Here is a 26,179-nt window from a genome sequence, read left to right on the forward strand (position 1 = left end):
GCGAGGAATTGCTAGAGAGGGCTGACAGTCCCTCGCGCGAATATGTCCCAGGCCTCCTGCCGCAGGAGTTCCAGCAATGCCGTTTCCGCGGGGCCCGGGCCCTGCCGGATTACGGCGATGACGGGCTGGGACACGGCCGGGGACACCGGGCGCACGAGGTGCTCGTGACCGTCGGGCACCGCGGAGGCCGGGACGAGCGTCACCCCCAGCCCCTGGGCGGCCCAGCGCACGGCCGTCGCCGTCTGGGACACGCGGGCGGCCGTGGTCGGGGCCAGCTCGTTGTCCCGCAGCACGGCAAGGAGTACGCCGTCGAGCGCGCTGTCGCGGTCGAACCTCACCCACGGCTCCCCCTCCAGTTCGCGCAGTTCGACCCGGTCCGCGGTGAGCAGCCGGTGCCCGGCGCCCAGCACCACGACGAGCTCCTCGTCGCCGAGGTGGTGGGCGTTGGCGGGGCTCCGCTCGCACGCCGCCATCAGGGCGAGGTCCAGCACGCCCCGGCGGCACAGCCGCTCCAGCTCGGCGGAGCTCGGCTCCTCGAAGACGGTGACCTCCAGCCGCGGGAAGCGGCGACGCAGCGCGCCCAGGGCGTTCGGCAGTTGCCGCGTGCCGAAGCCCATCTGCACCGCGACCACCAGCTCGCCCACGATGTCATCGGCACCGGCCCGCGCCGTCGTCCGCGCCCGCCGCGCCGCGCTCACCGCGACCTCCGCCTCCCGCAGGAACGCGCGGCCGACCACGGTGGGCACCAGTCCGGTCGGCGTGCGAGCGAACAATTCCACGCCGAGATCCCGCTCCAGACCGCGGATCTGCTGGGACACCGACGGTTGAGCGACGCGCAGCAGCTCTGCCGCCGCCGTCACCGAGCCCTCCTCGGCAATGGCCAGGGCGTACTCGAACTGACGAAGGCTCATCGGCTCCCGTCTCCTCCTTGCAGTGGACCGCGGTCCACCTCGTGGCAGTCGTTGTCACAGCAGACAACTCAGATCTGCCGACGAGGATTCCCGCGGTCCGGGGACCGCCGGACCTGGACGTTCACTCTGCGGGACAACGTACGGTTCCACTCCGGGCACCCGCTGACCGCCGAGGCGGTCAAGGCGTCGATCGAGCGCACCATGAAGCTGAGGGCCGGCGCCTCCTACGTGTGGGATCCGGTGAAGAAGATCACCCCGGTCGGGACCCGGCAGGTCCGCTTCGAGCTGTCCCGCGCGGCGCCACTGGACATCGTGGCGCGCCCGGAAGCTGCTGAAGGCCACCCGCACCCTGCGAGACGCCGTACCACGCCTCACTCCCGTGCCACCACCGTGACGTGTCGCGTCCCAACGGTGAAGGCGATCCGGGTGACCGATCCGTCGTCGGCCCACCGGACGCGGATCTCCTCGGCGTTCGCCGACACCACGGTGGCGACATCGGTCAGGGGCGCTGCCTCCGCCGCACCCGTCAGGGAAGCGAGGGCCGCCACGAGCACCGTTGCGTCGGCGTCCTCGACGGGCCGCGTGCTGAGGCGGGGGAGTACCGCCCAGGGGGTGAAGGCTGTGCCTTGCGGGGCGCGTACCTCGTCGTGGTCCGGCCAGCCGTGCAGGCCGTGGAGCTGCGAGAACAGTGGCCCGGCCGGGGGCGTTGCCCAGCCCGTCAGGTGTATGCGGGCGCCGTGCGGGACGCCCGCGACCTGATGCACTCTCAGTTCGTACCGGCCGCGGGCCACCGTCACGCTCCGTACCTCCAGGCCCGGCACCATCGGCGGGCCCGCGGCGAACACCGGGCGGTGCCAGGAGGCCGCCCAGCCCCAGCCGTCGCCGTCGCCGGCGCCCAGCGGATGGATCCGGCAGCGCACCGAGGACCGCCCGGCGACCTCGACGGCGAGGTGGTTGTCGGGGGCGTTGTCGGCGGAGGTCGGTCCTGTACTGGTCGAGTACGCGAAGCGCCCGTAGAGGACGTCGTGCGCGGCGGCGTTGTCGCCCTCGTGCGGGCGGACGTGGTCGCTGCCGTGGTTGTGCAGCCGGGCGATGCCGTCGGCCGCGGTGGTCTGGACGAGCAGGCCGGGGGCGGGCAGCGCCCGTACCCGGTCCGCGGCCTCGGCGGGGGCCGCCTCCTCGGTGGCCGTCCACAGCGGGTCGTCGGCGGGGGTGAGGAGCGCGACGAACGCCTTGGAGGCCCAGTACGGGGAGCCGGGCCCGGAGTACGTCTGGCAGGTGGGCTCGTGCGGCCCGTACCAGCCCAGGCCGAGCAGTCCGTCCTCGGCGCCCACCCCGCCGCGGGTCAGGAAGTGGCGCAGGGCGCCGCTGAGCAGCCGGCGGGAGACGCCCGGTGCGAGGGGGGTGTGGCCGGTCAGCGCGCCGAGGCCGACCGCCGCCGTGGCGGCGAAGCGGTAGGTCAGCGAGCGGCCGAAGTGGATGGGGGCGCCGTCGCCGCCGAAGAGGAGCGAGTAACCCTCCAGGTGCTCGCTCAGCCGGGGCCCGTACAGGTCCAGCAGGCCCTTGTCGCCCGCCAGTTGGGCGTGCAGCACCGGGTAGAGGTGCAGGGCCCAGCCGTTGTAGTGGTCGAAGGCGCGGCCGTCGCCGTCGGCGTACCAGCCGTCGCCGCGGTACCAGGTCTCCAGCAGGTGCAGGCCCCGGTCGATGGCGCGCCGGGTCTCCGCATCGCCGCGGCCGACCGACTCCAGGAAGCCGGCGACGGTGACGGCGAAGAGGTACCAGTTGTTCGGTGCGGGAGTGTGCCGCAGGGCGCCGCGCAGCCATTCCTCGGCGCGGTCCTGTACGTCGGCGTCGAGGCGGTCCCACAGCCACGGGCGGGTCAGCCGCAGGCCGAGCGCGACGGAGGCGGACTCCACCATCGGCTGGCCCTGGACGTCGTGGTCGAGGATCAGCGGCCAGGACTCGGCGTCCTCGCGGCCCGGTGTGCGGGTGCCGGCGGCGAGCCCGTCGGCGTACCGGGGCAGGAAGCCGTGCGGGTCGGCGCCGCCCGCGCCCGCGATGCGGAACGCCGCGGCGAGGAACGTCCGCGCGTACCCCTCCAGGCCGTCGGAGCGCACGCCGGACCGGGAGGGCCGCCCGGGCAGGTCCAGCAGCGCCCCGCCGGGCGTGGCCCAGCGCAAGGCCGCGCGGACCAGGCCGTCGGCGGCGGCCTCCCAGTGGGCCCGGGTGTAGCCGGTGTACGGGCTCAACTCATAATCATCGGGCGGCAGTTGGAGAAAACGGCTCGTACCTTCGGATGCGTGCGTGCCTTCGGATGCGTTCGTGCCGATGATGACGTCGTTCATGCCAGGAACGCCAGCCTTTCGCGGTGTACGGGATGGGCGAAGCCGTCACCGGCGGCCCACCGGGCCACCTCACTCACCGTCAGATCGGCGAGGCGGCGCCATTCGTTGCCCTGCGAGCCCGCCAGATGCGGGGTCAGCAGGGCGTTGTCGCAGTCCCACAGCGGATGGCCGTGCGGCAGCAGCTCCGGTTCGGTGACGTCCAGGACCGCGTGCAGGCGGCCGGAGGTCACCGCGTCGGTGAGCGCGTCCTGGTCGACGACGGCGCCCCGGGAGGTGTTGATCAGCGTGGCGCCCGGGCGCAGCCGGCCGATCAGCTCCCGGCTGACCAGGCCACGGGTTTCGGGCAGCAGCGGCGTGTGCACGCTGACGACATCACTCGCGGCGAACAGCTGCTCAAGACCGACGCCCGTCACTCCCAACGCCGCGGCCTCGGCCTCGGACACGTACGGGTCGTAGAGCAGCACCTGGAGGTCGTACGGGCGCAGCAGCTCGATCACCCGCCGACCGATCAGCGACGCTGAGCAAATGCCCACGGTGTTGCGGTAGTTGCCCACCGAGCGGTCGGTGCGCAGCCAGGCGTCGCGGCTGCGGGTGGCGCGGTAGTCGCGGGCGCGCTCCAGGACGCGCTTGTTCGCCAGCAGGGTCATCGCGACGGTGTACTCGGCCACCGGCAGGGCATTGGCGGCGGCCGCCGAGGACACCTCGATGCCGCGGTCCCAACAGGCGTCGGTGAGGTGGTGGCGGACGCTGCCCGCCGAGTGTGCGATGGCCCGCAGTCGGGGCGCCGCGGCCAGCACCGCGGCATCGACGGGCGGGCACCCCCAGCCGGTGACCAGCACTTCCGTCGTGGCGAGGACCGCACGGGCCCGTTCGGTCGTCAGGTCGTCCAGTACGGGCAAGGGCGCCGGCTCGCACACGGCGGCGAGGGCCGCCGTTTCGTCCGGACCGAAGACGGCCGTGGCGGCGTCCTGGCTCATGGCGAGCGCGGCACGCGGCCGGCGAGGGACGTCGGGCATGAATCTCCTTCGACTTGTCGTACGCCTGCTTACTTCACCGCTCCCGCCGTCAGCCCCGAGCGCCAGAAGCGCTGCAGCAGCATGAAGGCGAGGATCAGGGGCGCCACCGCGAGCAGCGAGCCCATGACGACGACGGGGTAGTACTCGGGCGAGACGGTCGCCGAGCTGTTCCACGTGTACAGCCCCAGGCTCACCGGATACAGGTCCTGGTCGGAGAGCATCACCATCGGCAGGAAGAAGTTGTTCCAGGTGGCGGTGAGCTGGAAGAGGAAGACCGTCACCAGACCGGGGCCGAGCATCCGCAGGGCGACCCTGAAGTACGTGGCCAGTTCGCCGGCGCCGTCGATGCGGGCCGCCTCCAGTACCTCGTCGGGCACATAACCCTGGCTGAAGATCCGGCCGAGGTAGACGCCGAAGGGGTTGAAGAGGACGGGGATGAAGACGGCCCAGAAGGTGTTGACCAGCCCGACGCCGGACGCCATCAGGTACAGGGGCAGCGCGAGCACGGTCTGCGGCACCATCACCGCGGCCAGCACCACGCCGAACAGCTTCTCCTTGTGCCGGAAGGCGTACTTGTCGAAGGCGTAACCGCAGGCCATGCTGATCAGCGCGCCGAGCGCCGCACCCAGCACCGCGTACAGCAGGCTGTTGCCGTACCAGCGGCTGAACAGCCCGCCGTCCATGGAGAACAGCTCGCCCAGATTGGCGAAGAACGAGAAGTCGCCGAGGGACAGCAGGTCGCTGCTGAAGAGCGCGTCGCGGTTCTTGGTGGCGGCCAGCACCAGCCACAGGACGGGCAGCAGGGTGTACAGCACGCACACGCCGACGACGGCGTTCACGGCGGTCCGGCCGAGCAGCCGGGGGCGCAGCGCTGCGGAGGTGGTGGTCATCGGGCGGCCTCCTGCTTCTCGGCGGACCGGTTGGTCCAGCGGGTCACGCCGTAGGACAGGGCGATGGTGAAGAGGAGCAGGATCACCGAGGCGGCCGCCGCCAGGCTGTAGTTGTTGCGGTTGAAGGCGGCGTCGTAGATGTACATGCTCGGGGTGAAGCGCGAGTTGATCATCGGGGTCTGCTGGCCGAGCAGCATCGGCTCGGTGAACAGCTGCAGCCCCCAGATCAGTGTGAACATCGCGACCATCACGATCGAGGAGCGCACCAGCGGCGCCTTGACCTGCAGGGCGCTGCGCACCGGCCCCGCGCCGTCGACCACCGAGGCCTCGATCACCTCGCGCGGGACGGCCTGCAGCGCGGCGTAGAAGATGATGGTGTTGTAGCCGAGGTTGCTCCACACCGCGATGTTGACGATCGAGGGCAGCACCGTGTGGACGCCCAGGAAGTCGATGGTGATGTCCGCCTGGGCCAGCAGGCCGATCACGGGGCTGATGCCGGGCGTGTAGAGGTACAGCCAGATGATCGCGGCGATGATGCCGGGCACGGCGTGCGGCAGGAACAGCGCCAACTGCGCCCAGGCCCGCAGCCGTACCACGCCCGAGTCCAGCAGCAGGGCGAGCGCCAGTGCGCACACCACCATCAGCGGGATGTAGACCAGGCAGTACGCGGCGACCGTGCCGAGGCCGCCGAGGAAGGTCGGGTCGGTGAGGACCGCCGCGTAACTGCGCAGTCCGACGAAGACGGTCCGCTCCGGGCCGAACCCGAGTCCCGGCTGGTCGGCGCCGAAGAAGCTCAGCCACACGGCGGTGCCGACGGGGATGAGGAAGACCGTCACGAGCAGGACGAAGAACGGGGTCATCAGCACACCGCACGCGCCGAGCTTCCGCCTGCGGGCGTCGCGCCGCTGGGCGGCGGACGACAGGGGAGCGGTCCGGGGCGCGAGCGCGACGGCGTCCGTACTGGTTGTGGTCGTGGTCATGGTGTCACCTACCTCTCTGACGGTCGGTCAGCTGCTGCGTTCGGTGGTGGACAGGCCGAGGGCCTTGAGGTCCGGCAGGGTGCCGCGCTGTGCCTCGCGTACGGCGTCGATGATCGTGCCCTGGCCGCCGGCGGCACGGGCGAACCCGTCCTGCATGACCTTCTGTGTGGCCGTCATGCGCGGCCCCCACGTCCACCGGTCGTCTATGAGCTCGGCCTGCTCGCGGAAGAGCGCGTAGATGTCCTGCCCGGAGTAGTAGCGGCGGTCGAAGGCCTTGCGGCCCACCTCGATCAGGCCGGGGGCCGCGGGGAACTGGCTGCTGGTGCCGCTGGAGAGGCGGGCGCGCAGCGCGTCGGGGTGCGTGACCTGCCAGCTGATGAATTCCATCGCGGCTTCCGGCCGGCGGCAGTCCTTGGTGATGGCGAACGTGGACCCGCCGTGGGTGGCGTTCACCGGCCGTCGCGTGTCCCACTGGGGGAACGGCGCGATGGCCCACTTGCCCGCCTGCCCCGGATGGGCGTTCATCTGCGCGCCAGCGTCCCAGGCGCCGTGGACCCGGCTGAGGATCCGGCCCTGCCCGATCTCGGCCGGGTAGCGATTGCCGTCGGTGGCGAACCTGGCGACCAGGTCCTGGTCCGCCAGCCGCTGCCAGTAGCGCGCCACCCGCCGGGTGGGGGCATCGGCCATGGAGACGTTCCAGGCGCCCTTGGAGGTGTCGAACCAGCGGGCGCCCGCCTGCCAGGAGAACGCGGCGAACTGCGTCATGCCATCGGTCGGGAACAGCGTCAGCCGGCGGTCCGGCGCGCGCTTCCGCACCAGGCGCGCGGCCTCCTCGAACTCGTCCCAGGTGCCGGGGACATCGATGTCGTACTTGCGGAAGAGATCCGCACGGTAATGCAGCACCATCGGCTCGATGTCCAGCGGGACGCTGAAGACCCGGCGGTCGAAGGTGGTCAGTTCCAGGGCCTGCGGCAGCAGCTTGTCGCGCAGGCCGTCGTCGACGAGGTCGGTGATGTCACGGGCGACGCCGTCGATCGCGAAGCCGGGGACCTGGGGGTACTCGATGGTGGCGACATCCGGCGCGTTACCGGCGCGGGCGGCGTTGCTCAGCTTGGCGTAGCCGCCCAGCGCGCCGGACGGGACCTGCTGGAAGTCTACCTGGATGTGGTCGTGCGTGCGGTTGAACTCCGCCACCACTTCCTGGCTGCCGCGCAGGGCGGACCAGAAGGTGATGCGTGTGGTGCGCTTGCCGGTGTTCTTACCGGCGTTCTTGCCGGTGTGGTGCGGCTGTCTGCCGCCACTGCTGTCACTGCTGCCGGTGCAGGCGCTCACACCGGGCAGGGACAGGGCGGCGAGCGCAGCGAGCACGGAGCGACGGCTGTGTCGACCGGGCATGCAAGCCTCCCGCGGCTCGTTCGGGACACGGGAATAGTGATCGGTACAACACAACCCGGTCAATAGACCGATCAGAAGAAAATGAAACGATCGAACGCTCATGGGGTGCGGGCGAGTCCTCTCCTGACGGTCACTCACCAGCAGACTTCGCCGGTCCGGTCGAACCGCGCACCTGCAGATCCGGCAGCAGCTCGATGCGCCGTACGGGTGCGGGGCGCTCCCCGGCGGGCCGCCGCAGCCGGTGCAGCAGCAGCTCGGCCGCCGCCCGCCCCACCTCCGTCTTGGGCGGCGCCACCGCGGTCAGCGGAGTACTGCCCAGCGCCGCGACGACATCGTCGTACGCCACCACCGAAAAGTCCTCCGGCACCCGTATCCCGGCCTCCTGGAACCGCTGGACCAGCATCAGCGCGTCCACGTCACCGTGCAGCAGGGCGGCGGTGGCGCCACGGGCGCGCAGGAGGTCGAGGACGTCGGGCTGGGGGGCCGGGGGGAGCTCCTCCGCCACGCCCAGCCGTTCCGCCGGCTCCGGCACGGCGGTCGGCGAACTCAGCGTCACGGCCCAGTCCTCGACCTCCGCCCGCTCCGCCGCGATCGCCGCGAACGCCGCACGCACCGCCCGGGCCGTAGGGCTGTCGTCCCGGGCGCCCAGGACGATCCGCCGGTGCCCCAGCGAGATCAGGTGCTCGACGGCGAGATGGACCCCGTACCAATGGTCGGAGCAGACCGAGTCCAGCGCGTGCAGCGCGCTGCCGGGCCGCGGGCGGCGCTCCATGAGTACGGCCGGTACGTCCAGCGACCCGAGCCAGCCGTAGTCGGCCTCCTCGGCACCCAGCCCGCGCCAGCGCGGCGCGATCAGCAGGCCCTGCACGCCGCTGGCCAACGCCTGCTCCACCATGGGGCGTTCGCCACCGGAGACGGCGGGCGCGATGTGCAGCGCGATCCGTATGCCGGCCTCCTCCAGCACGGTGCGCGCACCGTGCAGGATCTCGAAGAGGTATGAGTGCCGCTCGGGCACCACCAGCCCTATCGCGGCACCGTCCTCGCCCGGCCGCGCCCCCGGCACTCCCGCCGCAGCGCCCACCGAGCCCACCGCCTCCTCGACCGGCACGATCGAACGCACCACTCCGTGCCCGCGCCGCAGCTGCCCCGCGCGGGCCAGCTCCTCGACGTCCCGGCGCACGGTGACCACCGAAACGTCCAGCTCGGCCGCGAGATCGCCGACGCGGACCGCCCCGCGCGACCGCACCACGCCCAAGATCCGCTGCCGCCTCAGATCGACCGGTTCCCGCATGTCGCTGCGCCCCCCTGCGTTCGTTTGAGCGTTTTGACGGCAGCATAACGATCAGCCCGCCCCCGCACGAGACCTGGCGTCCACGCCGGCGGACCTCGCCCGGCCGGCCCGCCTCCCCGGTCGGCCCGCCACCCCGACCGGGACGCGTACGCCATCGATGCACTGCCCGGCATGGTCCGGCCGGAGAGACTGCTCGGAACCGCATCGAAGGCCGTGCTGCTCCGCGTAGCGTAGGAACTCCCACTGGGGCGCACGGCAGGCGGAGGGCGAGCACCACATGGCCTTGGGATATGTCAGGGAGCAGGCCGGCGGACTGCCCGTGGAAGTCACGGGTTTCGTCGGGCGGGAACAGGAACTGCGGGAGGTCGGCGCGCTCTTCGACAAGGCCCGGCTGGTGTCGCTCATCGGGCCCGGCGGAGTCGGCAAGACGAGGCTCGCGCTGCGGGCCGCCCGTACCGCGCTGCCGTACTTCCCCGACCGCGCCTGCTTCGTCGAGCTGTCGTCCCTGCACGACCCGGTACTGCTGCCGCACACCGTGGCGGCGGCGCTCGGCCTGTCCGAGCAGGGGGACCGCGACCCGGTGGGCCTCCTCGTCTCCTACCTCGCCGCCAAGCGGCTGCTGCTCGTCCTGGACACCTGCGAGCACCTGCTGGACGCCTGTGCGATGCTCGCCGATCTGATGCTGCGCATGGCGCCCGGTGTCACAGTACTGGCCACCAGCCGCCAACCCCTGGACGTCCCGGGCGAGTTCGTCTACCCGATCACGCCGCTGCCCACCGACCGCGAGGCGGTACAGCTGTTCGCCGAGCGGGCCGCCGCCGTCGTACCGGGCTTCGCCGTCACCAACGGCAACCGCAAGGACGTCACCTCCATCTGCCGTCGGCTGGACGGGATGCCGCTGGCGATCGAACTGGCCGTGGTACGGCTGCGGGTGCTGTCACTCAGCGATCTGGCCGCCCGGCTGGAGCACCGGTTCCAGGCGCTGACAGGCGGCCGCCGTGGTGCGGTGCCCCGGCACCGTACCCTGCAGGACGCCATCGACTGGAGCCACGACCTGTGCACCCCGCAGGAACAGCTGCTGTGGCGGCGGCTGTCCGTGTTCGCCGGGGAATTCGACGCCGAAGCCGCCGAGGCCGTGTGCGGAGGCGGTGAGCTGCCTGCCGAGGACGTGCTGGAGCAGCTCATCGGGCTGGTCGACAAGTCGGTGGTACTGCGTATCGAAGCGGAGCAGGCGCGCTACCGACTGCTGGACACCCTGCGCGAGTACGGTGCCGAGCGGCTGACCCAGAGCGGCGAGGAGGAAGAGTACCGCCGGGCGCACTTCGACTACTTCGCGGCGTTCGCCGAGCGCGCCGACCAGCCCTTCCACAGCGACCGGCAGGCGGAGCACCTACGGGCCCTCGCGCGCTGGCTGCAGAACTTCCGCATCGCCCTGGAGTACGGCACCGGCACCGACGACCCCGAACTGGCGCTGCGCGGCCTGGACCTGGCCGCCCGGCTGTGGACGCACTGGATCATGACGGGCCGGATGCAGGAGGGCGCCCGCTGGCTCGAGCACGGCCTGGCCAAGGTGAAGCACGACTGCACCGAGCGCGTCGAGGCACTGCACCGCCTCGCCTGGATCCTGATGGTCCTGGGACAGAGCGACGCGTCCGAACCACACCTCCTGGAATCGCTGGCCATGGCCGAACGGATCGGCGACCGGCGCGGCGCGGCGTACGCGATCGAGTTCCGCGGCTGTCTGGCGTTGTTCCGCTCGCAGCTGCCGGAGGCGCACCGCGACCTCGACGAGGCCCGCCGCGCCTTCCGCACGCTGCGCGACCACGACGGGCTGGGCATCACCTGCTTCATCCAGACCTTCGGCGCGGCACTCGTCGGCGACGTCGAGCGCGCCTGGGAGGTGTCCGGGGAGGGCCTGCGGGCGCTGGAGTCGGCCCCCGGCGAGTGCTGGACCCGCAGCTACTGCCTGCTGTACCGGCAGCTGGCGCTGTGGATGGCGCACGAGGACTCCCGGGCCGAGGAACGCGACCGGCTCGGCCGCGAGGCGCTGGTCCTCAAGCTGGCAGTGAACGACCGCCTCGGCGCGGCGATCGCCATGGAACTGCTGGCCTGGTCCGCCGCCCGGTCGGAGCGCTTCGAACGGGCCGCCTGGCTGCTGGGCGCCGCCGAGGCGTTCTGGACCAGGATCGGCGGCGTGCGACTGTTCAACGTACCGACCCTGAACGCGGAACGGGACACGGCCGTCACCACGGCGCGCACGGCACTGGGCGATTCCGTATACGCCGACCATCACGCCCGCGGCGCGGCCCTGGACCTCACAGAGTCGGTGACGTACGCGGTACAGGACACCAACACACTCCCCGCCCCCGCGACCGACAACACCAAGGCAGCGCCGACCGGCACCATGGCGGCCACCCCCACGCCACAGACCGCACCGGACACCGCGATTCCCTCGGCACCGCATCGCACCACCACCCGACCGCCCGGCCTCACCCACCGCGAACGCCAGGTGGCCGCCCTGGTCGCGGAGGGACTGACCAACCGCCAGATCGCGGAACGCCTCGTCGTCTCCAAACGCACAGCCGACGCCCACGTGGAACACATCCTGAACAAACTCGGCCTCACGTCACGGACGCAGATCACGGGACTGGAGTGACTCACCCAGATCGTGACGTCATCGGCGTCCGATAGCCGTACGCCGCCATCATGTCTCCTCGACAACGGGAGGCCGGCGGCGCTGGAGCAAGTCGGAGCCGAGGGCGCCGCCCCGCTCCACGCGCTGCTCGCCGGCCCGCACGGCCGATCAGGCGGTGACAGCCTGGTACAGGCCGCGGCCGGCCCGCTGGGCCCTGGAGGAGGCGACCAGGCGGTCCAGGGTGCTGCGTACGGTGTTGATACCGGCCGTGTCCTGGGCGCGTCCCACGGCTTCGGCGACATCCCGCGCCCGGACAGGGCTGCTGCCGATCTGCGTCAGTGCCTTCAGGACCTGTTCGGTGAGTCCGTTGCCGTCCTTGGCCGGTGCGATGGGGGCGGCCTCCTTGGCCGTCTCCTTGGCCGCAGTGGCCTTCGCTGCCGTGGTCTTCGCCGTCTTCGTCTTGGCGTTCTTGGACGAGGCGTTCTTGGGCGAGGCGGACTTGGCGGCGGGGCGGCTCTTGCGCTCCGATGCGGCGGGCGCCTTCGCTGTGCTCTTGCGACCAGCGCCGGCGGGCGCCTTGCGGGGCTTGGGCACAGCCGGAGCCGGGGCGGCGTCCGCCTTGGACGCCTGGGCGGTTTCGGTAGTTGCCTCGCTCGCCGGCGCGACGGCCGCGGCGGTGGGCTCGGATGCGGTCGTGCTGTCGGAGGCCGCCGATGCGGGGGCCGATGCGGAAGCAGTGTCCGGCTCGGGGGCGGCATTCTCAGCGGGCTGCGGCACGGACTGGGTGGTGGCCAGCGCCTGCAGTGCGTTGAGGGCGGTGCGCACGGAATCCAGCCGGGTGGTGACGGCGGCCAGTTCCTTTTCCAGCGTCTGCTGGTGTGCCTCCAGTCGGGGAAGTTCTGCCTGCAGCAGGTCCGTTGTGGCGGTGATGCTGCCCGGTGTGTTGACGGTAGCGGTCATGTGGTGCCTTTCTTCTTCGGTCGGCCCAGAGCCAGTTTGTTCTGGCGGGCGCTGGATGTACTTGTGCGGGTCTGTGGCGGTGCGGAGCGGGGAGCGGCGGCGGCCTTGACCACTGCCGCGGTACTGCCGGTATCCCTTACCGGCGCCACAGCTGCCGATGCGCGTTCCCGGCCCGGGCATTGCTCGCCGGCCCTCCACGGCAATGCCCGTCAGAGCTTCGCCGGAAGCAGGGCTGCGGCGACGACGTTTTCACCATGTTGTCGAAGTCGTTGAGTATAAGGTCCTGCTCGCCCTGAGCACGACCGTTGCGAACCGCATACCGATGCTCCGAAATTGCCGGTAGCCGCGCTCGAGTTCGTGACAGCCCACCACGCCCCGGCCGCAAACGGCCTGCGGCTCATGATGCCATCCGTCCCCGGCGAAGCCCCCGCCGCCCTTGCCGCACCCCAAAAACACCTCGTCAATACCCATAGGGTCGCCCAACCGCGGTTGCCGCTCGTACCTGCCGAACAGCAGGCAGGTACCACTTCCAGCAGGGCTCCGAACACACTCGGACGGAGTAATCCCGCAAGAGATGAGTGGTTCTTCCCGCGGAGAAATTATGGCCGGACAAGGCATCGTCCGAGTGGGTTCCGAGTAGGTTCCGACCGGGTTCCGACCGGGTTTTCGATGAGCGCGGCGGAGAGCCGCCCCGACTCGGCGGCGGCTACATCCGGGTAGCGAAAGCGTGTTGACGTCCGAGGCGGTACTCGGGACTCCCGTACAGCCGCTGCGGCGTTACCCGCCCGGCCTTACGTGCCGGGCGGTGGGACCTCCGGGGTCGTGCCGGGCTCTTCCTGGGGCGGGCTGGGGGAGGCGGGCGTCGGGGTGTCCGACGGTGCGGAGGGAGTCGCGGGTTCTGTGGCGGGGGAGGAGGGGGTCTCGGAGGTCGGGGAGGGGGATGTCGATTCGGAGGACGGGCACGTCGACGACGGGGACGCGGAGGGCGGGCAGGTCGATGACGGGGAGTGGGAGGCGGTTTCGGAGGGCGGCGGAGTGGTCGGGGCGTCCGTCCTGCCCGTTTCATCGCCCGCGGCGCGCTTGAACCAGGCTCCCGTGTCCAGGTCGACGAGGACGAAGACATTGACCACGGTGGTCGATTGCTGCACGACCACCACGTCCGAGTGCTGGTACCCCGGCCACGGCTTGCCGACCGGCTTCGGTGTCGCCTTGACGGCCACCGGCGGCAGCAGCGGGTTTCCGCAGGCGCAGCGCACGCGCGGCACTCCGCGCGAGTCGACCAGTACGGCCGTGCCGGCCTGCAGGACCGACTGGTAGCCGGTGGCCTTGCCGTCCTTGAAGCCGTGGTTGGTGACCCGGGTGTCCTTGCGCAGCTGTACGGGGGTCAACGACCGGAGGTAGGAGGGCACTTCGGTCCGGGCGATGCCCTCGGTGTCGGCGAACGCCTTGGCTTTGGCCGGCGCTCCCCGCAGGAAGGCGATCTGCTTCTCGACATCACAGCTCGGCGCGGAGCGGCTGCCGCCGTACAGGCCGGGCGCCGAGCCCGCGACGCCGGTCGCGCCGCCCGTGTCACCGGACGGCGCCGTCGGCGTCGCGGTCGGCGAAGCGGGCGCGGTGGAGTCCTTGGCCGTCGATTTGGTGAAGGGGTCCTTGCCCTGCGCGGCAGCCGGTTGGAGGAAGACCTCGCCCGAGCCGGTACCGCTGTCCGGACGGGTGAGGAAGACGGTCAGGGCCACGGCCGCGACGAGGACGGCGGTGATGAGCGCGACGCGTGACGAGGACCGCCACCAGGGCTTGCCGCCACCGGGTCCGCCCGATCCACCGGATCCACCGGACCCACCGGCCCCGCCCGGCCAGTCCCCGGAGCCCGAGCCGGAGCCGGAACTGGAGCCCACCTGAGTCGGCTCGTGATCGGACCCGGAAGGCGCGCCCGAGGACGGCCCTGACGACGGGCCCGGGGAGGGGCCCGACTGCGACCCTGACTGCGGCTCTGACGACGGCCCGGAGAGCGGGCCGGACGGCGGACCCGATGGTGGGCCGGTCGGCCGGCTGTCGGGCGGTGGTTGAGATGTCACGGGTCGGTCCTTCTTCCCACGCGTGTCGGGCGTCGCCGCGTGGACCATCCGGCGGGACCCGAATTTCACCCGTTTATTCCCCCTTTACGCCATTGTGTGCTCAGTACCGGCGCCGTCCGCAAGCGGGGCGGCGTGCCCGTACTTACGGTGGTGAACGCGGTAGCCGAGGGTGAGGGACAAGGGGGTGAGAAGTGAGGAGACACGTGAGCCGGACGCGAGAAGCGCTCGCCGCGGCGGGCGCGGGCATCGTCGCCATGCTCGTGGTCGCCGCGCTGGGACTGTGGGCGGCGGGCGCGGCGCACCTGCCCGGCGGGGCGTACCCCCACGTGGTCGCGGCCGTTGTCGTCATCGCGGCCGGCGGCTCGGTCGACCTCTCCGGCGACACCGGCGTCATCGCGCGGGCGGACGCCGCCGTCGATGCCGTACCGCTCTCGGTGACGCTGGCCGGCGCCCTGGTGACGGCCGCCGTCTTCCTGCTTCCGCTGCGCCACCGGGCGGTGGCCGCCACCGGCGAACTGCTGGACCGCATCGCCCGTACGGCCGCATGCTGGCTGCTGTTCCTGCTGGTACTCGCCCTTTTCGCGCGCCACAGCTTCCGGATCTCGACCGGCAACGACATCGCCGAGGACATCGGAGCGGAGCTCGGCGCGAGCCCCACCGTGGGATTCCGGGCCGATGTCCCCGCGACACTCGGCTTCGGACTGCTCTGGGTGCTGGCCGTCCTCGCCCTCACGTTCATCGTGTCGCGCAAGGCCCCGCTCTCCTCCCGGCTGCTGCACTTCCAGCGTTCCGTACGGCCGCCCGCCTTCGCGATGCTGCTGGTGCTGGTCGGTTACGTCGCAATCGGGCTGGTCGTCGGCGTGATCGTGCTCTTCACCCGCGGGCACCCTGCCGAGACCTTCGCCGTACTGTTTCTCGGCCTGCCGAACCTGGTCTGGATGGCGCTGGGGATCGGCACCGGCGGCGCCTGGGCCGGACATGTCGACAAAGCGATGGGGCTGCCGATGCCGCACGTACTCGACGAGGTGCTGCGCACCCGTGGCGGCGAACGGACCCTGGACCTGGGCACGATCGCGGAGTACGACGGGCGCGCCTGGCTCCTCGTGGCGGTGGCGGCCATTGTGCTGCTCGCCGCCGCCTTCACCGCGGCGGTACGGTCCCCGGCCCTGCTGCCCGCCTGGCGGCATGCACTGGAGATGGCCGCGGCACTGGCGCTCACCCTGCTCGTCGTCGGACTGCTCACCCGGATCTCCGCGCACTACGGGCTCTCCCTCATCGGCATCGGGGACCTCGGCGGCGGACTGGGCGGCGAGGTCTCCCTGCAGCCGGAGCTCCCGCGCCTGGTGGCGGCGGGCGCCGGGTGGGGGCTGGTCACCGGGTTCCTCGGCAGCCTCCTGGCGCGGCGCGTACGGCATCCGGGGGAGGTACGGGACGCGAGGCTCGGACAGCCGTGAAGCTCAGCCCGTTCGCCCCGGAAACACCGGCGCGGCCCAGTCAGGCGGCGCCGGCGGAGCCGTGTAGCGCGGCAGGTTGCCGTACGCCTCCAGCTGGGCGTCCACCCGCGTCGGAGCGTGCTCCTGAGGGGTGCTCGGCGGTGCGACGGGCGCCGCGGTCCGCCCGGCCGTACGCAGCGCCGTCACAAACCCGCGGCAGGTGCCGTAGCGGTCACCGGGCGCCTTGGCCAGGGCGTTGGCCAGTACCGCGTCGACGGCCGGCGGCAGGTCGGGCCGCAGGCTCGTCAGCGGCGGCGCGGGATCGTACTGGTGCGCCCAGAGCAGCGCCATGTCGTCATCGCGCCGGAACGGCGGTGCCCCGGTCAGCATCTCGAAGACGACGCAGGCCAGGCTGTACACATCGCAGCGGCCGTCCACCGGGCGCCCCGAGATCTGCTCGGGCGCCACATAGTCCAGGGTCCCCACGAACTGCCCGACACGGGTGAAGCCCGTGAGCGACAGCGACTTCTTCGTCAGCCCGAAGTCGGTCAGATACACATGCTCCGGGTGGTCGCTGTCGGTGCCGTCGGCCACCAGGACGTTGCCCGGCTTGACGTCCCGGTGCACCAGATCATGCGCATGGGCGGCGTCCAGCGCGGAGGCCACCTGCAGGGCGACACGGCAGGCGGTCTCCAGTGGCAGCCGGCCGTCGCGGTCGAGCAGCGCGCGCAGGTCCCGCCCCTCGACGTACCGCATGGCGATGTACAGCACGCCGTCGGTCTCGCCTGCCTCGAAGACCGGCACGATGTGCGGGTGGTCGATCGACGCCGCCACGCGTGATTCGTGCGCGAAGCGCTGCCGGAAGGTGTCGTTGCGCGCCAGCTCGGGCGCCAGCAGCTTCACCGCGACCGTACGGCCGAGCCGCAGGTCCTGCGCCCGGTACACGACCGCCATGCCGCCGCGGCCGATCTCGTCCTCCAGCAGATATCCGGCGATGCGGCGCCCGCGCAGCCCGGAAGCGTCGGGGGCGGTCGCGCGCTCCGGCACGCGGCCGGGCGTCCGGTCGCGCCACTGGGCTTCCCCGGCGTTCACCGCTCGCCCTCCGCGGGCCCCCGCGCCACCGCGAACGTCTCCAGCGACACCCCGTCGCAGTAACACCACCGCTCATGCGGCGCGTCGTACAGCCAGACCGCCTCGCCGTCCACGACCACCCCCACCCGGGTGCCCCGGGTCCGCTCCGCGAAGGACGCGGCGTCCAGCCGCCCCGTGGACAGCTCCTCGATCAGCCGTCGGTACCGGCTCAGCTCCTCCTCGACCGCGCCCAGCAACGGCCGGGGGTCCGCGGTCCTGGCGGCGGGCTGCCCGGCGGCCGGCGGGCCGTGCGGAACCGGCAGCAGCAGCCGCCCGTCCACCCACGCCGACCAGCCGTTGGAGCACAGCGCCAGCGCCCAGTCGCCCCGGCGCTCGACGACCTGGACGGGCAGCAGTGGGTCGAGCGGCACCATCGGCCACTCGGCGTCCGGCGCCGACCAGGTCGTCAGGCCCTCCGGCGGGACGACATGGCTGGGGACGAAGTCGGGGGCGGTCACAGGCGGCTCCTCGGCGCTCCGCACGGGACGGGGTCAGCAGCTCCGTACGGGAGGGAATCGGCAGCTTCGTGCAGGACGGGGCTACTTGCGCATGATCTCGGGCTCGCGCCGCCGCAGCAGCTTGGCGACCAGGAATCCGAGGACGAGCGAGAGCACGATCAACATGCCCATGTCGAGCAGCCAGATCCCCGCCTCGTGCCGGAACAGCGGATCGGCGGTGATGCCCTGCGGCACGATCCGGTGCAGATGGATCGTGCCCGCCATGGCGCCCAGCGCCCACCGCGACGGCACCAGCCACGCCAGCTGCTCCAGCCCCGGCACGCCCTGCAGCTTGAGCAGCGCGCCGCAGAACACGACCTGCACGATCGCGAGGAGGACCAGCAGCGGCATGGTGACCTCCTCCTTCCGCACCAGCGCCGACACGAACAGGCCGAGCATCATCGCGGTGAAGGCCAACAGGGCGACGGCAAGGGTGATTTCGACGAGCGGCGGCAGCAACACCCCTTTTCCGTCCGGCGCGTTCAGCTTGACGCCGAACAGCGCCACCATGGTCAGTACCACCGCCTGGACGACCGTGATCGTCCCCAGCACCAGCACCTTGGACATCAGATACGCCGATCTGGACAGGCCGACGGCTCTCTCCCGCTGGTAGATCGTGCGTTCCTTGACCAGTTCGCGTACGGCGTTGGCGGCGCCCGTCAGCACCGCGCCGACACACAGGATCAGCAGCGCGTTGAGCGCCGAGTCGCGGGTGAGCCGGCTGCCGGCCAGGGCGTGCGCCATCGCGCCCATCACGAACGGCAGCGCGACCATGATGACCAGGAACGTACGGTCGGCGGTCAGCGCCGCCGTGTAACGCCGTACGAGCGTACGCAGCTGCGCACCCCAGCTCTGCGCCTTGGGCGCGGCCACCGGGCTCCGCGGGGACTCGGGGGCGCGCCGGGGCTGCCGGGACTCCGCCGCGACATAGCGACGGTGCTGCGGCGAGGCGCGGAACGCCCCCGCCCAGTCCCGGTCCTTGTCGTTCTCGAAGGTCTCGAACGCCTCCGGCCACTGGTCGAATCCGAAGTACCGCAGCGCTTCGTCCGGCGGCCCGTAGTACGCGATCGTCCCGCCCGGTGCGAGGACGAGCAGCCGGTCGCAGACGTCCAGGCTGAGCACGCTGTGGGTGACGACGATGACCGTACGGCCGTCGTCCGCCAGCCCGCGCAGCATGTGCATGACCGAGCGGTCCATGCCCGGGTCGAGGCCGGAGGTCGGCTCGTCGAGGAAGAGCAGCGACGGCTTCGTCAGCAGCTCCAGGGCCACGCTGACCCGCTTGCGCTGGCCGCCCGAGAGCGAGTGGATCGGCTGGTTCACCCGCTGGTCCAGCCCCAGTTCGTGGATGACCTCGTCCACCCGTGCCTGCCGCTCGGCCTTCGCGGTGTCCTCGGGGAAGCGCAGCCGCGCGGCGTAACCGAGGGCGCGGCGCACGGTCAGCTGGGAGTGCAGGATGTCGTCCTGCGGTACGAGCCCGATGCGCTGCCGCAGCTCGGCGTAGTCCCGGTACAGGTCACGGCCGTCGTACAGCACCGTGCCCTCGTCGGCGGGCCGCAGCCCCGTCAGCGCGTTGAGCAGCGTCGACTTGCCCGCACCGCTCGGCCCGACCACGGCCAGCAGCGACTTCTCGCCGACGGGGAAGGAAACCTGACCCAGCAGCGTCCGGCGCCCCTTGTCGACCCGTACCGCCAGATCCTGCACGTCCAGCGACACCTCACCGGTGTCGATGAACTCCTGCAGCTCCTCGCCCACCAGCACGAACGCGGAGTGACCGACGCCGACGATGTCGCCGGGGACGACCGGAGCGCGAGTCACCGGGCGGCCGTTGAGATACGTACCGTTGTGGCTGCCGAGGTCGACGATCTCGTACCCCTCCGGACCCGCCCGCAGCTCCGCGTGCCGACGCGAGACGATGAGGTCCTCGACGACCAGGTCGCTGTCGGGCGCCCGGCCGATGCGGGTGACCCGCGCCGAGGGCAGCGGGCGCACGGCGCTCGGCTCCCGGAAGGTGCGGGTGGCGGCGGGGTGCGGGACGGAGGTGACGGCGGACGGCCGGTCGGCGGGCTCCGCCGGTCGCGGTACGCCGGTGAGCACCGCGCACGGGCCATCGGCCGGATTGCCGAACCTGATCACGCTCCCCGGCCCCACGCCCGACTGTCGCACCCGCCGCCCCTCGGTGTACGTACCGTTGGTGCTCTCCTCGTCCTCCACCACCCAGTGGCCGGCCGTGGTCCGCAGCACCGCGTGATGCCAGGAGACCCGGATGTCGTCCAGCACCACCTCGCCCGCGGGGTCGCGCCCCACGTGATATGTCCGGAGCGGACTCAGCACCTGGGTGCCGCCCCCGGCTTCGACGACGAGCTCAGGCGCGGTAGGAGAATCCGACCGCTCAGCCATACCTGGATTTTACGGCCGCGGCCCGGCCCCCGCCTGTTCAAGAACGCCGCCATCAATCACCCGAAAACCCTGGTAACGCGCTGGTGGCAGGCCGGTCACGCAGGGGTCGGCGGGCGCGCCCCCGCCGACCATCAAGCTTGCTTGCTCGATTGCTTGCCTGCACTGCGCCCCGGAGCCCCATAAGAACTAACCTGAACATAAGGGATATTCCATTCAGAATTTCGCCCGTGGGAGAGATCATGACTTTCGTTCAGATCATCGACTGCAAGACCGACCAATTCGACACCATGAATCGGCTCATGGACACCTGGGTCGAGCAGACGAAGGGGAAGAGGACGGCCACACACGCGACCGTCGGCAGGGACCGGTCCGACGCCGATCACTTCATCGAAATGATCGAGTTTCCGTCGTACGAGGATGCGGTGCGCAACTCGCAGCTTCCGGAGACGGACCGTATTTTCCAGGAGATGGTGGCGCTCTGCCAGGAGACGCCGACGTTCACCGATCTCGACGTGGTGCGCGAAGACCAGCTCAACAAGGCGACCGCGCGCCGCTTCTTCGAGGAAGTCAGCACCTCGGGCGACGCCGCGGGATTCACCGAGATGTTCACGGCCGACTATCACGACCACGACATCGCCAATGAGCAGGACACCAGGGGAGCCGACGGTATCCGGCAGGAGGTCTCGGGCTATCGACAGGCGTTCCCCGACTTCGCTTTCACCGTCGACGACCAGATCGCCGAGGGTGACAAGGTGACGACCAGGTGGAGCTGGCGCGGCACCCACCGAGGCGATTTCCGGACCCTGCCCGCCAGCGGCAATAAGGTCGCGATGTCCGGCGTCACCATCTTCCGGTTCACCAAGGACGGGAAGATCCAGGAAGGCTGGTGGAACTGGGACAACCTCAAGCTGCTCCGCGAGGTCGGCGCGCTCGGGGAGTGATATTCCGCGTTAGTGGCCAACTAACTGGCCAACTATGGGGCGCGCATGTCGCCGGTGTCCGCGACGGCATTGGCGAGGGCGGCCGGCGCGCGCTGGGCAGGGCGGGCCAGGATCTTTCGGCGCTGCAGGATCGTCCATAGGACGAGCGGCGTGAGCACCGCGAATTCCAGCGGAGGCGTGATCGCGGCGGCCGTCGGTATCGGCAGCGCGCACACGAGCAGGACGCGCGTGAGCCCTTCGGCGAGGAGCCCGGTGCCCAGTACCAGGGTCTGCGTCCGGTGCGCGCGGTGGAGGCGGGGGGCGCTGAGCGGGTGGCCGTGCAGCTTGCGCGCCAGGTAGGCGGTGGCCGGGGTGCCCCTCAGCCGGCTCCCGACGAACACCAGCCCGGCGAGGGTGCTCACCAGCGGATCGCGCAGGAGCAGCAGCCGGGGCTCCGAGGTCGCCGCGGCGAAGGCCGCCGACAGTCCGTACATGAGCAGCATGCCGAGGGCGAGACCGTCGGCGCGGCGGTCGTACAGCGCGGTGGCGGCCAGGAGGGCGGGCAGCGTGTCGATGCCCGCGACGGCCCGGCCGGGCGGACTCCCACTGACCCCGGGCCTTCTCATGCCAGAGCGGCCTTCTCATGCCAGGGCGGCGGTCTCATTCCTGGCTGGTGGTCTCATGCCTGGCCCAGGTCGGAGCTGACCCAGCGCTGCGGACGCATCCGGATGATCACGTGCGGCTCCAGCTCTTGCTCCGCGTAGTCGACGAACGCCTCGGCCTTTTCCCTGGGCAGATACCGGGCGGCCAGCCTCAGGTGGTCCTCCCGGGTGCCCGGTTCCACCGCCGTGACCGGGCCCTCGACGGAGACGTACCGGACGGTGGGTTCCACGCGGTCCACCATCATCGTGAAGCGGCCGGCAGCGTCGATCAGCCGAGCTTTGCGCGAGTCCCGACCCGTCAGGATCCACAACTCACCGCCCGGCTCGTAGTGGTACCAGATCGGGACGGAGAGCGGTGCCCGCCCTTCCCCGGCCGCTACGGCGAGCGCGCCGACGTGCGGCTCCGCCAAAAACCGCTCACGTTCTTCAGGTGTCAATGGCACAGGACTCCTCCTCAATGGCTCTTGCGGTACGCAGCAATTGCGTACGTATCAATCACGTACAGGGTTCCCGCACAGCGGCTTGCACCGGCAGCGCCACGCCGCGCCTCGGGTCCCGCCCCTGGCCCCGACTGCCTTCCCCCCCCGAGGGCTGCCTGGATCTCGCCAGCGAGTTAGCTTAGGCTTACCTAAGTTTCTACTCCCGGACGGTTTGGAGTACCTGGATGCGTCCCTTCAGGGCCCGCGCGACCATGCCGACTGCCGCAGAACGCGTCCTGTCGATCATGAGTGCCGCACATTCCATGACGGTGGTGAGCGACGGGCTTGCCACTGAAGTGCGTCGCCTCGACGGTGCGGGAGCGATGGGGCACATCCATCTGCACGCGCCGGCCGAAGACGCCGGCACCGGCACCGGCACCCACGGCGACGCGATGCGGGTGCCGGTGCGGCTGGAGTTCACCGACATCGCCCCCACGCCCGTACGCGACCGGCTGCGGGCCCGCGTCACCGTAACCGGCCTGCTGCTCACCCCGTACGACGCGACGTCCGAGAAAAGCACCTGCATGGAGTTCGGTCAGGCGGTCCTCGAAGACGCTGGTCACCGGGCCTTCATCCCCCTCCACACGTTGGCGGCCACGGAACTGGACCCGCTCGCGACACGCGAGGCGGACATGCTCACCCATCTCATGGACGAGCACTCCGAACTCCTCCCCCTTCTGCTGCGTCTTGTCCGTCCGCTCCCTCGCAAGGGAATGACGCGCGCACTGCCGGTGGCGATGGACCGCTACGGCGTGACCCTGCGCCTGGAATACCCGCACACCCACCGCGATGTCCGTCTGCCGTTCAAGGCGCCCGTGACCGACATCGACCAAGCCGGCCCCCGGATCCACGCCCTGCTGGCTACCGCAGGCGCCGCCCCCGCCTCGTGACCTGATCTGCGTCAGCACCTCCAGGGATCAGGTCAACGCCTCGGTAGTGATGGGCAGTTGACGGATACGACGGCCGGTGGCGTTGAAGACCGCGTTGGCGATCGCCGGTGCCACGCCGACATGGACGACCTCGCCGAGCCCCTTGACGCCGAGGGGGTCGGCCTCGCGGTCCTCGCCGTCCAGGTAGATCGCTTGGACGTCCGGGACGTCGGCGTTGACCGGGACGAGGTAGTCGGCCAGGCTCGCGTTGACGATCCGGCCGTCGCGGTGGTCGGTGACCGTATGCTCCAGCAGGGCCGTGCCGATGCCGCCGACGATGCCACCGATGGCCTGGCTCTCGGCGAGCTTGGGGCTGATGATGCGGCCCGCGTCGTACACACCGAGCATGCGCCGCACCCGTACCAGCCCGAGTGTCGCATCCACGGCGACCTCGGCGAAGGTGGCGTTGTAGGCGTAGAAGGAGTGCCGCTCCGCACCTGTGGGCCCGGTGAAGGAGCCGAGGGCTTCGAGGTGGGAGCGGTGGTGGCGGGCGAGCAGGCTGCGGTAGGTCTCGCCACGGGCCGAGTTGTTCTTCACGTGCAGCCGGCCGGCGCGTACGACGATGTCGTCGGGGTCCACGCCGTACAGCGGGGATCGGCGGTCGGTCACGGCGAGTTGGACCGCTTGCTGCCGGACCCGGTTGCAGCCGTCGAGTACGGCGGAACCGACGCTGGCCATGGTCATCGAGCCGCCGTGCGGCGGGGTCGCCGGGTAGCGGGAGTCACCGAGTCTGAAGGTGACGGTGCGCATGGTCAGGCCGAGGGCGTCGGCGGCGACCTGGGTCTGGGAGGTGTAGGTGCCCGGCCCCATGTCGCTGGTGGCGGCCTCGACCACGGCGGTGCCGTCGGCATCCAGGCGGACGCGGGCCCGGGCGGTGTTGCGGGCGGTGTCGTAGACGCCGGCTGCCATGCCCAGCCCGATCAGCCAGTCGCCCTCACGCCGCGAGCGCGGCTCGGAAGAGCGGCGCTGCCAGCCGAACTCGCGGGCGCCGACGGTGTAGCACTCGCGCAGGCGGCGGGTGGAGAACGGCAGACCGGACGACTCGTCCTGCGCCGGTTCGTTGCGTTGGCGCAGCTCGATCGGGTCGATGCCGAGCTTGTCCGCGAGTTCGTCCATGGCCGATTCGATGACGAACGAGGCCGTGGCGAAGCCGGGGCCGCGCATCCACACCGGGGTGTTCACATCCAGCGGCACCGTCCGGTACGTCTGGCGAATGTGGGGCGTGCTGTAGAGCATCTGCCCGGGCGGCAGGACCGACTCGGTGAACGTCTCGTACGAGGACGTCTCGGCGTCCATCTCGTGGTCCATGGCCTTCAGGCGGCCGCGCCGGTCGCTGCCCAGCCGCAGCCGGTAGTCGTAGGAGGGCCGGAAGCCGGTGCCGAAGTACTGCTGCTTGCGGCTCAACACCAGTTTGACCGCACGGCCGGTCACGCGGGCGGCCAGCGCGGCGACGACGGTGTGGGGCCAGCAGCGCAGCCCGCTGCCGAAGGCCCCTCCGATGAACGGCGAGATGACGCGCACGGAGTCCAGCGGCAGGTCGAACACGGCGGCCAGCTCGGTCTGGGTGCCGAGAATCCACTGGGTCTTGTCCCACACGGTGAGCCGGTCGCCGTCCCAGCGGGCGATGGTGGCGTGCGGCTCCATCGGATTGTGGTGGTTGCGGGCCGTGCGGTAGGTCAGGTCCAGCCGTACGGCCGCGTTGCGCAGCCCGGCTTCGGCGTCGCCGCGCGCGTACGTCGTCGGCTCGGCCTCCTCGGCACCCTCGTCCTGGTCCTCCTGGTCCTCCTGGTCGTCCCGGTCGTCCCGGTCGTCCCGGTCGTTCCGCTCGGCCTCGCGCAGGTCGGTCGAGGGCTGCTCGGTCTCGTAGCGGACCTTCACCAGGCCGGCGCCGTGCTGTGCAGCATCGAGGGTGGTGCCGAGGACGACGGCGACCGGCTGGCCGTGGAAGAGCACGTGGTCGTCCTGGAAGACGCGCAGCCGCCGGCCGGGCGGATTGTTCGACCCGGAGTTGTCACGGTAGGGCAGTTTCGGGGCGTTGCGGTGACTGATCACACGCAGTACGCCCGGGTGGGCCAGGGCAGCACGGGTGTCGAGGGACGTGATGCGGCCGCGGCCGATGCTGCTGTCGACGATGACGGCGTGCACGGCCCCGTCGACGTTGTGTTCGGCGGCGTACAGCGCCTGGCCCGTGACCTTCAGCCGCCCGTCCACCCGGGACAGCGGCGCACCCACGGCTGCCTGCGGCTGGGGGCTCACTTCGTACCTCCTACGATGCGCAGCTGACGTTCGACGGTCCGCTTCAGCAACTCGACCTTGAAACGGTTGTGTTCCAGCGGCCGGGCGCCGTCCGCCGCTCCCTCGGCAGCGGCTGCCCACAGCGCCTCGGAGGGGCGCTCGCCGAGGAGGCGCCGCTCGACTGCGGGCAGCTTCCACGGCACGGTGCCCACCCCGCCGGCGGCGACCCTTGCCTCCCGGATGACCCCGCCCCGGACATGCACCGCGACCGCTGCCGAGGTCAGGGCGAACTCGTACGACTGCCGGTCGCGCACCTTCAGGTAGCCGGACTTCAGCGGACGCGGATGGGCGGGGATCTCCACCGCTGCGATCAACTCGCCCTTGCGGACGGCCTGTTCACGGTCAGGGGTGCTGCCGGGCCGCAGCAGGAAATCGGCGAACGGCACCCGGCGTTCTCCGTCCGGCCCCAGCAGGTGCACGGTCGCCTCCAGTGCGGCGAACGCCACGGCCACGTCGGAGGGGTGGGTGGCCACGCACGAGTCCGAGGTGCCCAGGATCGCGTGCGTGCGGTTGTATCCCTTCAGCGCGGCGCAGCCGGAGCCGGGGGCGCGCTTGTTGCAGTCGGCGGTCACGTCGCGGAAGTACGTGCAGCGGGTGCGCTGCATGATGTTGCCGCCGAGGGTGGCCATGTTCCGCAGCTGGGCCGAGGCGCTCAGCTCCAGCGCCTCGCAGACGACCGGGTACAGCGCGCGCACCGTGGGATGGGCGGCGGCTTCCGCCATGCGCACCAGCGCCCCGAGGCGCAGCCCGCCGCGCTCGGTGACGGTGACCTCGCGCAACGGCAGGCCGGTGATGTCGACCAAGGTCTCGGGACGTTCGACGGTCTCGCGCATCAGGTCGACCAGAGTGGTGCCGCCGGCGATGTAACGACCGCCGCGGCGGCCCCGGTCGAGGGCCTCACGGGTGTCGGACGCCTTGGTGAAGGCAAAGGGGTACAT

Annotated in this window: 20 protein-coding genes and 1 pseudogene; 5 read left to right on the top strand and 16 right to left on the bottom strand. The window is 71.2% G+C overall.

Features of this window, described 5'->3' with window-relative positions:
* Positions 1 to 11: 11 nt before the first annotated feature.
* A complete protein-coding gene (locus ACZ4MH_RS29015; RefSeq protein ID WP_351587398.1) occupies positions 12 to 911 on the bottom strand; it encodes a LysR family transcriptional regulator in 900 nt (299 codons plus the stop codon).
* Positions 912 to 962: 51 nt separating this feature from the next.
* Between ACZ4MH_RS29015 and ACZ4MH_RS29020 the strand changes: the two are divergent.
* Positions 963 to 1,226 (top strand): annotated as a pseudogene (locus ACZ4MH_RS29020) (ABC transporter substrate-binding protein); the annotation flags it as partial.
* A 56-nt stretch (positions 1,227 to 1,282) separates the two neighbouring features.
* Here the strand turns inward: ACZ4MH_RS29020 and ACZ4MH_RS29025 are convergent.
* The 6 genes from ACZ4MH_RS29025 to ACZ4MH_RS29050 all read right to left on the bottom strand — a co-directional run bounded on the left by ACZ4MH_RS29025 (position 1,283) and on the right by ACZ4MH_RS29050 (position 8,828).
* Positions 1,283 to 3,160, bottom strand: a complete 1,878-nt coding sequence (locus ACZ4MH_RS29025) for a DUF2264 domain-containing protein (protein ID WP_351587396.1) — start codon at positions 3,158 to 3,160, stop codon at positions 1,283 to 1,285.
* A gap of 92 nt (positions 3,161 to 3,252) precedes the next feature.
* A complete protein-coding gene (locus tag ACZ4MH_RS29030) occupies positions 3,253 to 4,272 on the bottom strand; it encodes a hydroxyacid dehydrogenase (protein WP_351587394.1) in 1,020 nt (339 codons plus the stop codon).
* A gap of 29 nt (positions 4,273 to 4,301) precedes the next feature.
* Entirely contained in the window at positions 4,302 to 5,162 is an 861-nt protein-coding gene (locus ACZ4MH_RS29035; RefSeq protein WP_351587392.1) for a carbohydrate ABC transporter permease, read from the bottom strand.
* A complete protein-coding gene (locus ACZ4MH_RS29040; RefSeq protein WP_351587390.1) occupies positions 5,159 to 6,142 on the bottom strand; it encodes a carbohydrate ABC transporter permease in 984 nt (327 codons plus the stop codon). Before ACZ4MH_RS29040 ends, ACZ4MH_RS29035 begins: the two co-directional genes overlap by 4 nt.
* A 27-nt stretch (positions 6,143 to 6,169) precedes the next feature.
* A complete protein-coding gene (locus ACZ4MH_RS29045; RefSeq protein WP_351587388.1) occupies positions 6,170 to 7,537 on the bottom strand; it encodes an ABC transporter substrate-binding protein in 1,368 nt (455 codons plus the stop codon).
* A 130-nt stretch (positions 7,538 to 7,667) separates the two neighbouring features.
* On the bottom strand, positions 7,668 to 8,828 hold the full coding sequence (locus ACZ4MH_RS29050; RefSeq protein WP_351587386.1) for a substrate-binding domain-containing protein: 1,161 nt from the start codon (positions 8,826 to 8,828) through the stop codon (positions 7,668 to 7,670).
* A 277-nt stretch (positions 8,829 to 9,105) separates the two neighbouring features.
* Between ACZ4MH_RS29050 and ACZ4MH_RS29055 the strand changes: the two genes are divergently transcribed.
* Positions 9,106 to 11,484 (top strand): ATP-binding protein, encoded by a 2,379-nt coding sequence (locus ACZ4MH_RS29055; RefSeq protein WP_351587384.1) that lies wholly within the window; start codon positions 9,106 to 9,108, stop codon positions 11,482 to 11,484.
* Positions 11,485 to 11,631: 147 nt separating this feature from the next.
* On the opposite strand, the gene ACZ4MH_RS29060 is transcribed toward ACZ4MH_RS29055, so the two are convergent.
* Positions 11,632 to 12,423, bottom strand: a complete 792-nt coding sequence (locus ACZ4MH_RS29060; protein WP_351587382.1) for a hypothetical protein — start codon at positions 12,421 to 12,423, stop codon at positions 11,632 to 11,634.
* A gap of 791 nt (positions 12,424 to 13,214) precedes the next feature.
* Positions 13,215 to 14,318 (bottom strand): DUF6777 domain-containing protein, encoded by a 1,104-nt coding sequence (locus ACZ4MH_RS29065; protein ID WP_351587380.1) that lies wholly within the window; start codon positions 14,316 to 14,318, stop codon positions 13,215 to 13,217.
* A 383-nt stretch (positions 14,319 to 14,701) separates the two neighbouring features.
* Between ACZ4MH_RS29065 and ACZ4MH_RS29070 the strand changes: the two genes are divergently transcribed.
* Positions 14,702 to 15,952 (top strand): streptophobe family protein, encoded by a 1,251-nt coding sequence (locus tag ACZ4MH_RS29070; protein WP_351587378.1) that lies wholly within the window; start codon positions 14,702 to 14,704, stop codon positions 15,950 to 15,952.
* A gap of 3 nt (positions 15,953 to 15,955) precedes the next feature.
* On the opposite strand, the gene ACZ4MH_RS29075 is transcribed toward ACZ4MH_RS29070, so the two are convergent.
* The 3 genes from ACZ4MH_RS29075 to ACZ4MH_RS29085 form a co-directional block, all read right to left on the bottom strand.
* Positions 15,956 to 16,978, bottom strand: a complete 1,023-nt coding sequence (locus tag ACZ4MH_RS29075) for a serine/threonine-protein kinase (protein WP_351587489.1) — start codon at positions 16,976 to 16,978, stop codon at positions 15,956 to 15,958.
* 41 nt (positions 16,979 to 17,019) lie between these two features.
* Positions 17,020 to 17,520 (bottom strand): hypothetical protein, encoded by a 501-nt coding sequence (locus ACZ4MH_RS29080; RefSeq protein ID WP_351587376.1) that lies wholly within the window; start codon positions 17,518 to 17,520, stop codon positions 17,020 to 17,022.
* Between the two features lie 81 nt (positions 17,521 to 17,601).
* Positions 17,602 to 19,956 carry an ABC transporter ATP-binding protein/permease gene (locus tag ACZ4MH_RS29085; RefSeq protein WP_351587374.1) on the bottom strand — a complete coding sequence of 785 codons (2,355 nt, stop codon included), beginning with the start codon at positions 19,954 to 19,956 and terminating at the stop codon, positions 17,602 to 17,604.
* A gap of 239 nt (positions 19,957 to 20,195) precedes the next feature.
* Between ACZ4MH_RS29085 and ACZ4MH_RS29090 the strand changes: the two genes are divergently transcribed.
* Positions 20,196 to 20,897, top strand: coding sequence for an ester cyclase (locus ACZ4MH_RS29090; RefSeq protein ID WP_351587486.1), 702 nt, complete (start codon positions 20,196 to 20,198; stop codon positions 20,895 to 20,897).
* A gap of 32 nt (positions 20,898 to 20,929) precedes the next feature.
* On the opposite strand, the gene ACZ4MH_RS29095 is transcribed toward ACZ4MH_RS29090, so the two are convergent.
* Both ACZ4MH_RS29095 and ACZ4MH_RS29100 read right to left on the bottom strand, forming a co-directional pair.
* Complete coding sequence (locus tag ACZ4MH_RS29095; protein ID WP_351587372.1) at positions 20,930 to 21,502, bottom strand: VC0807 family protein; 573 nt, start codon at positions 21,500 to 21,502, stop codon at positions 20,930 to 20,932.
* A 53-nt stretch (positions 21,503 to 21,555) separates the two neighbouring features.
* Positions 21,556 to 21,981, bottom strand: coding sequence for a pyridoxamine 5'-phosphate oxidase family protein (locus tag ACZ4MH_RS29100; RefSeq protein WP_351587370.1), 426 nt, complete (start codon positions 21,979 to 21,981; stop codon positions 21,556 to 21,558).
* Between the two features lie 221 nt (positions 21,982 to 22,202).
* Here ACZ4MH_RS29100 and ACZ4MH_RS29105 point away from each other — a divergent pair, with 221 nt between their 5' ends.
* Entirely contained in the window at positions 22,203 to 22,907 is a 705-nt protein-coding gene (locus ACZ4MH_RS29105; protein WP_351587368.1) for a DUF2470 domain-containing protein, read from the top strand.
* A 27-nt stretch (positions 22,908 to 22,934) separates the two neighbouring features.
* Here the strand turns inward: ACZ4MH_RS29105 and ACZ4MH_RS29110 are convergent, their stop codons facing one another.
* Complete coding sequence (locus tag ACZ4MH_RS29110; RefSeq protein WP_351587366.1) at positions 22,935 to 25,202, bottom strand: xanthine dehydrogenase family protein molybdopterin-binding subunit; 2,268 nt, start codon at positions 25,200 to 25,202, stop codon at positions 22,935 to 22,937.
* A complete protein-coding gene (locus ACZ4MH_RS29115; protein ID WP_351587364.1) occupies positions 25,199 to 26,179 on the bottom strand; it encodes an FAD binding domain-containing protein in 981 nt (326 codons plus the stop codon). The genes ACZ4MH_RS29110 and ACZ4MH_RS29115 overlap by 4 nt, the downstream gene beginning before the upstream one ends.

The organism is Streptomyces sp. NPDC026301 (assembly GCF_055567935.1).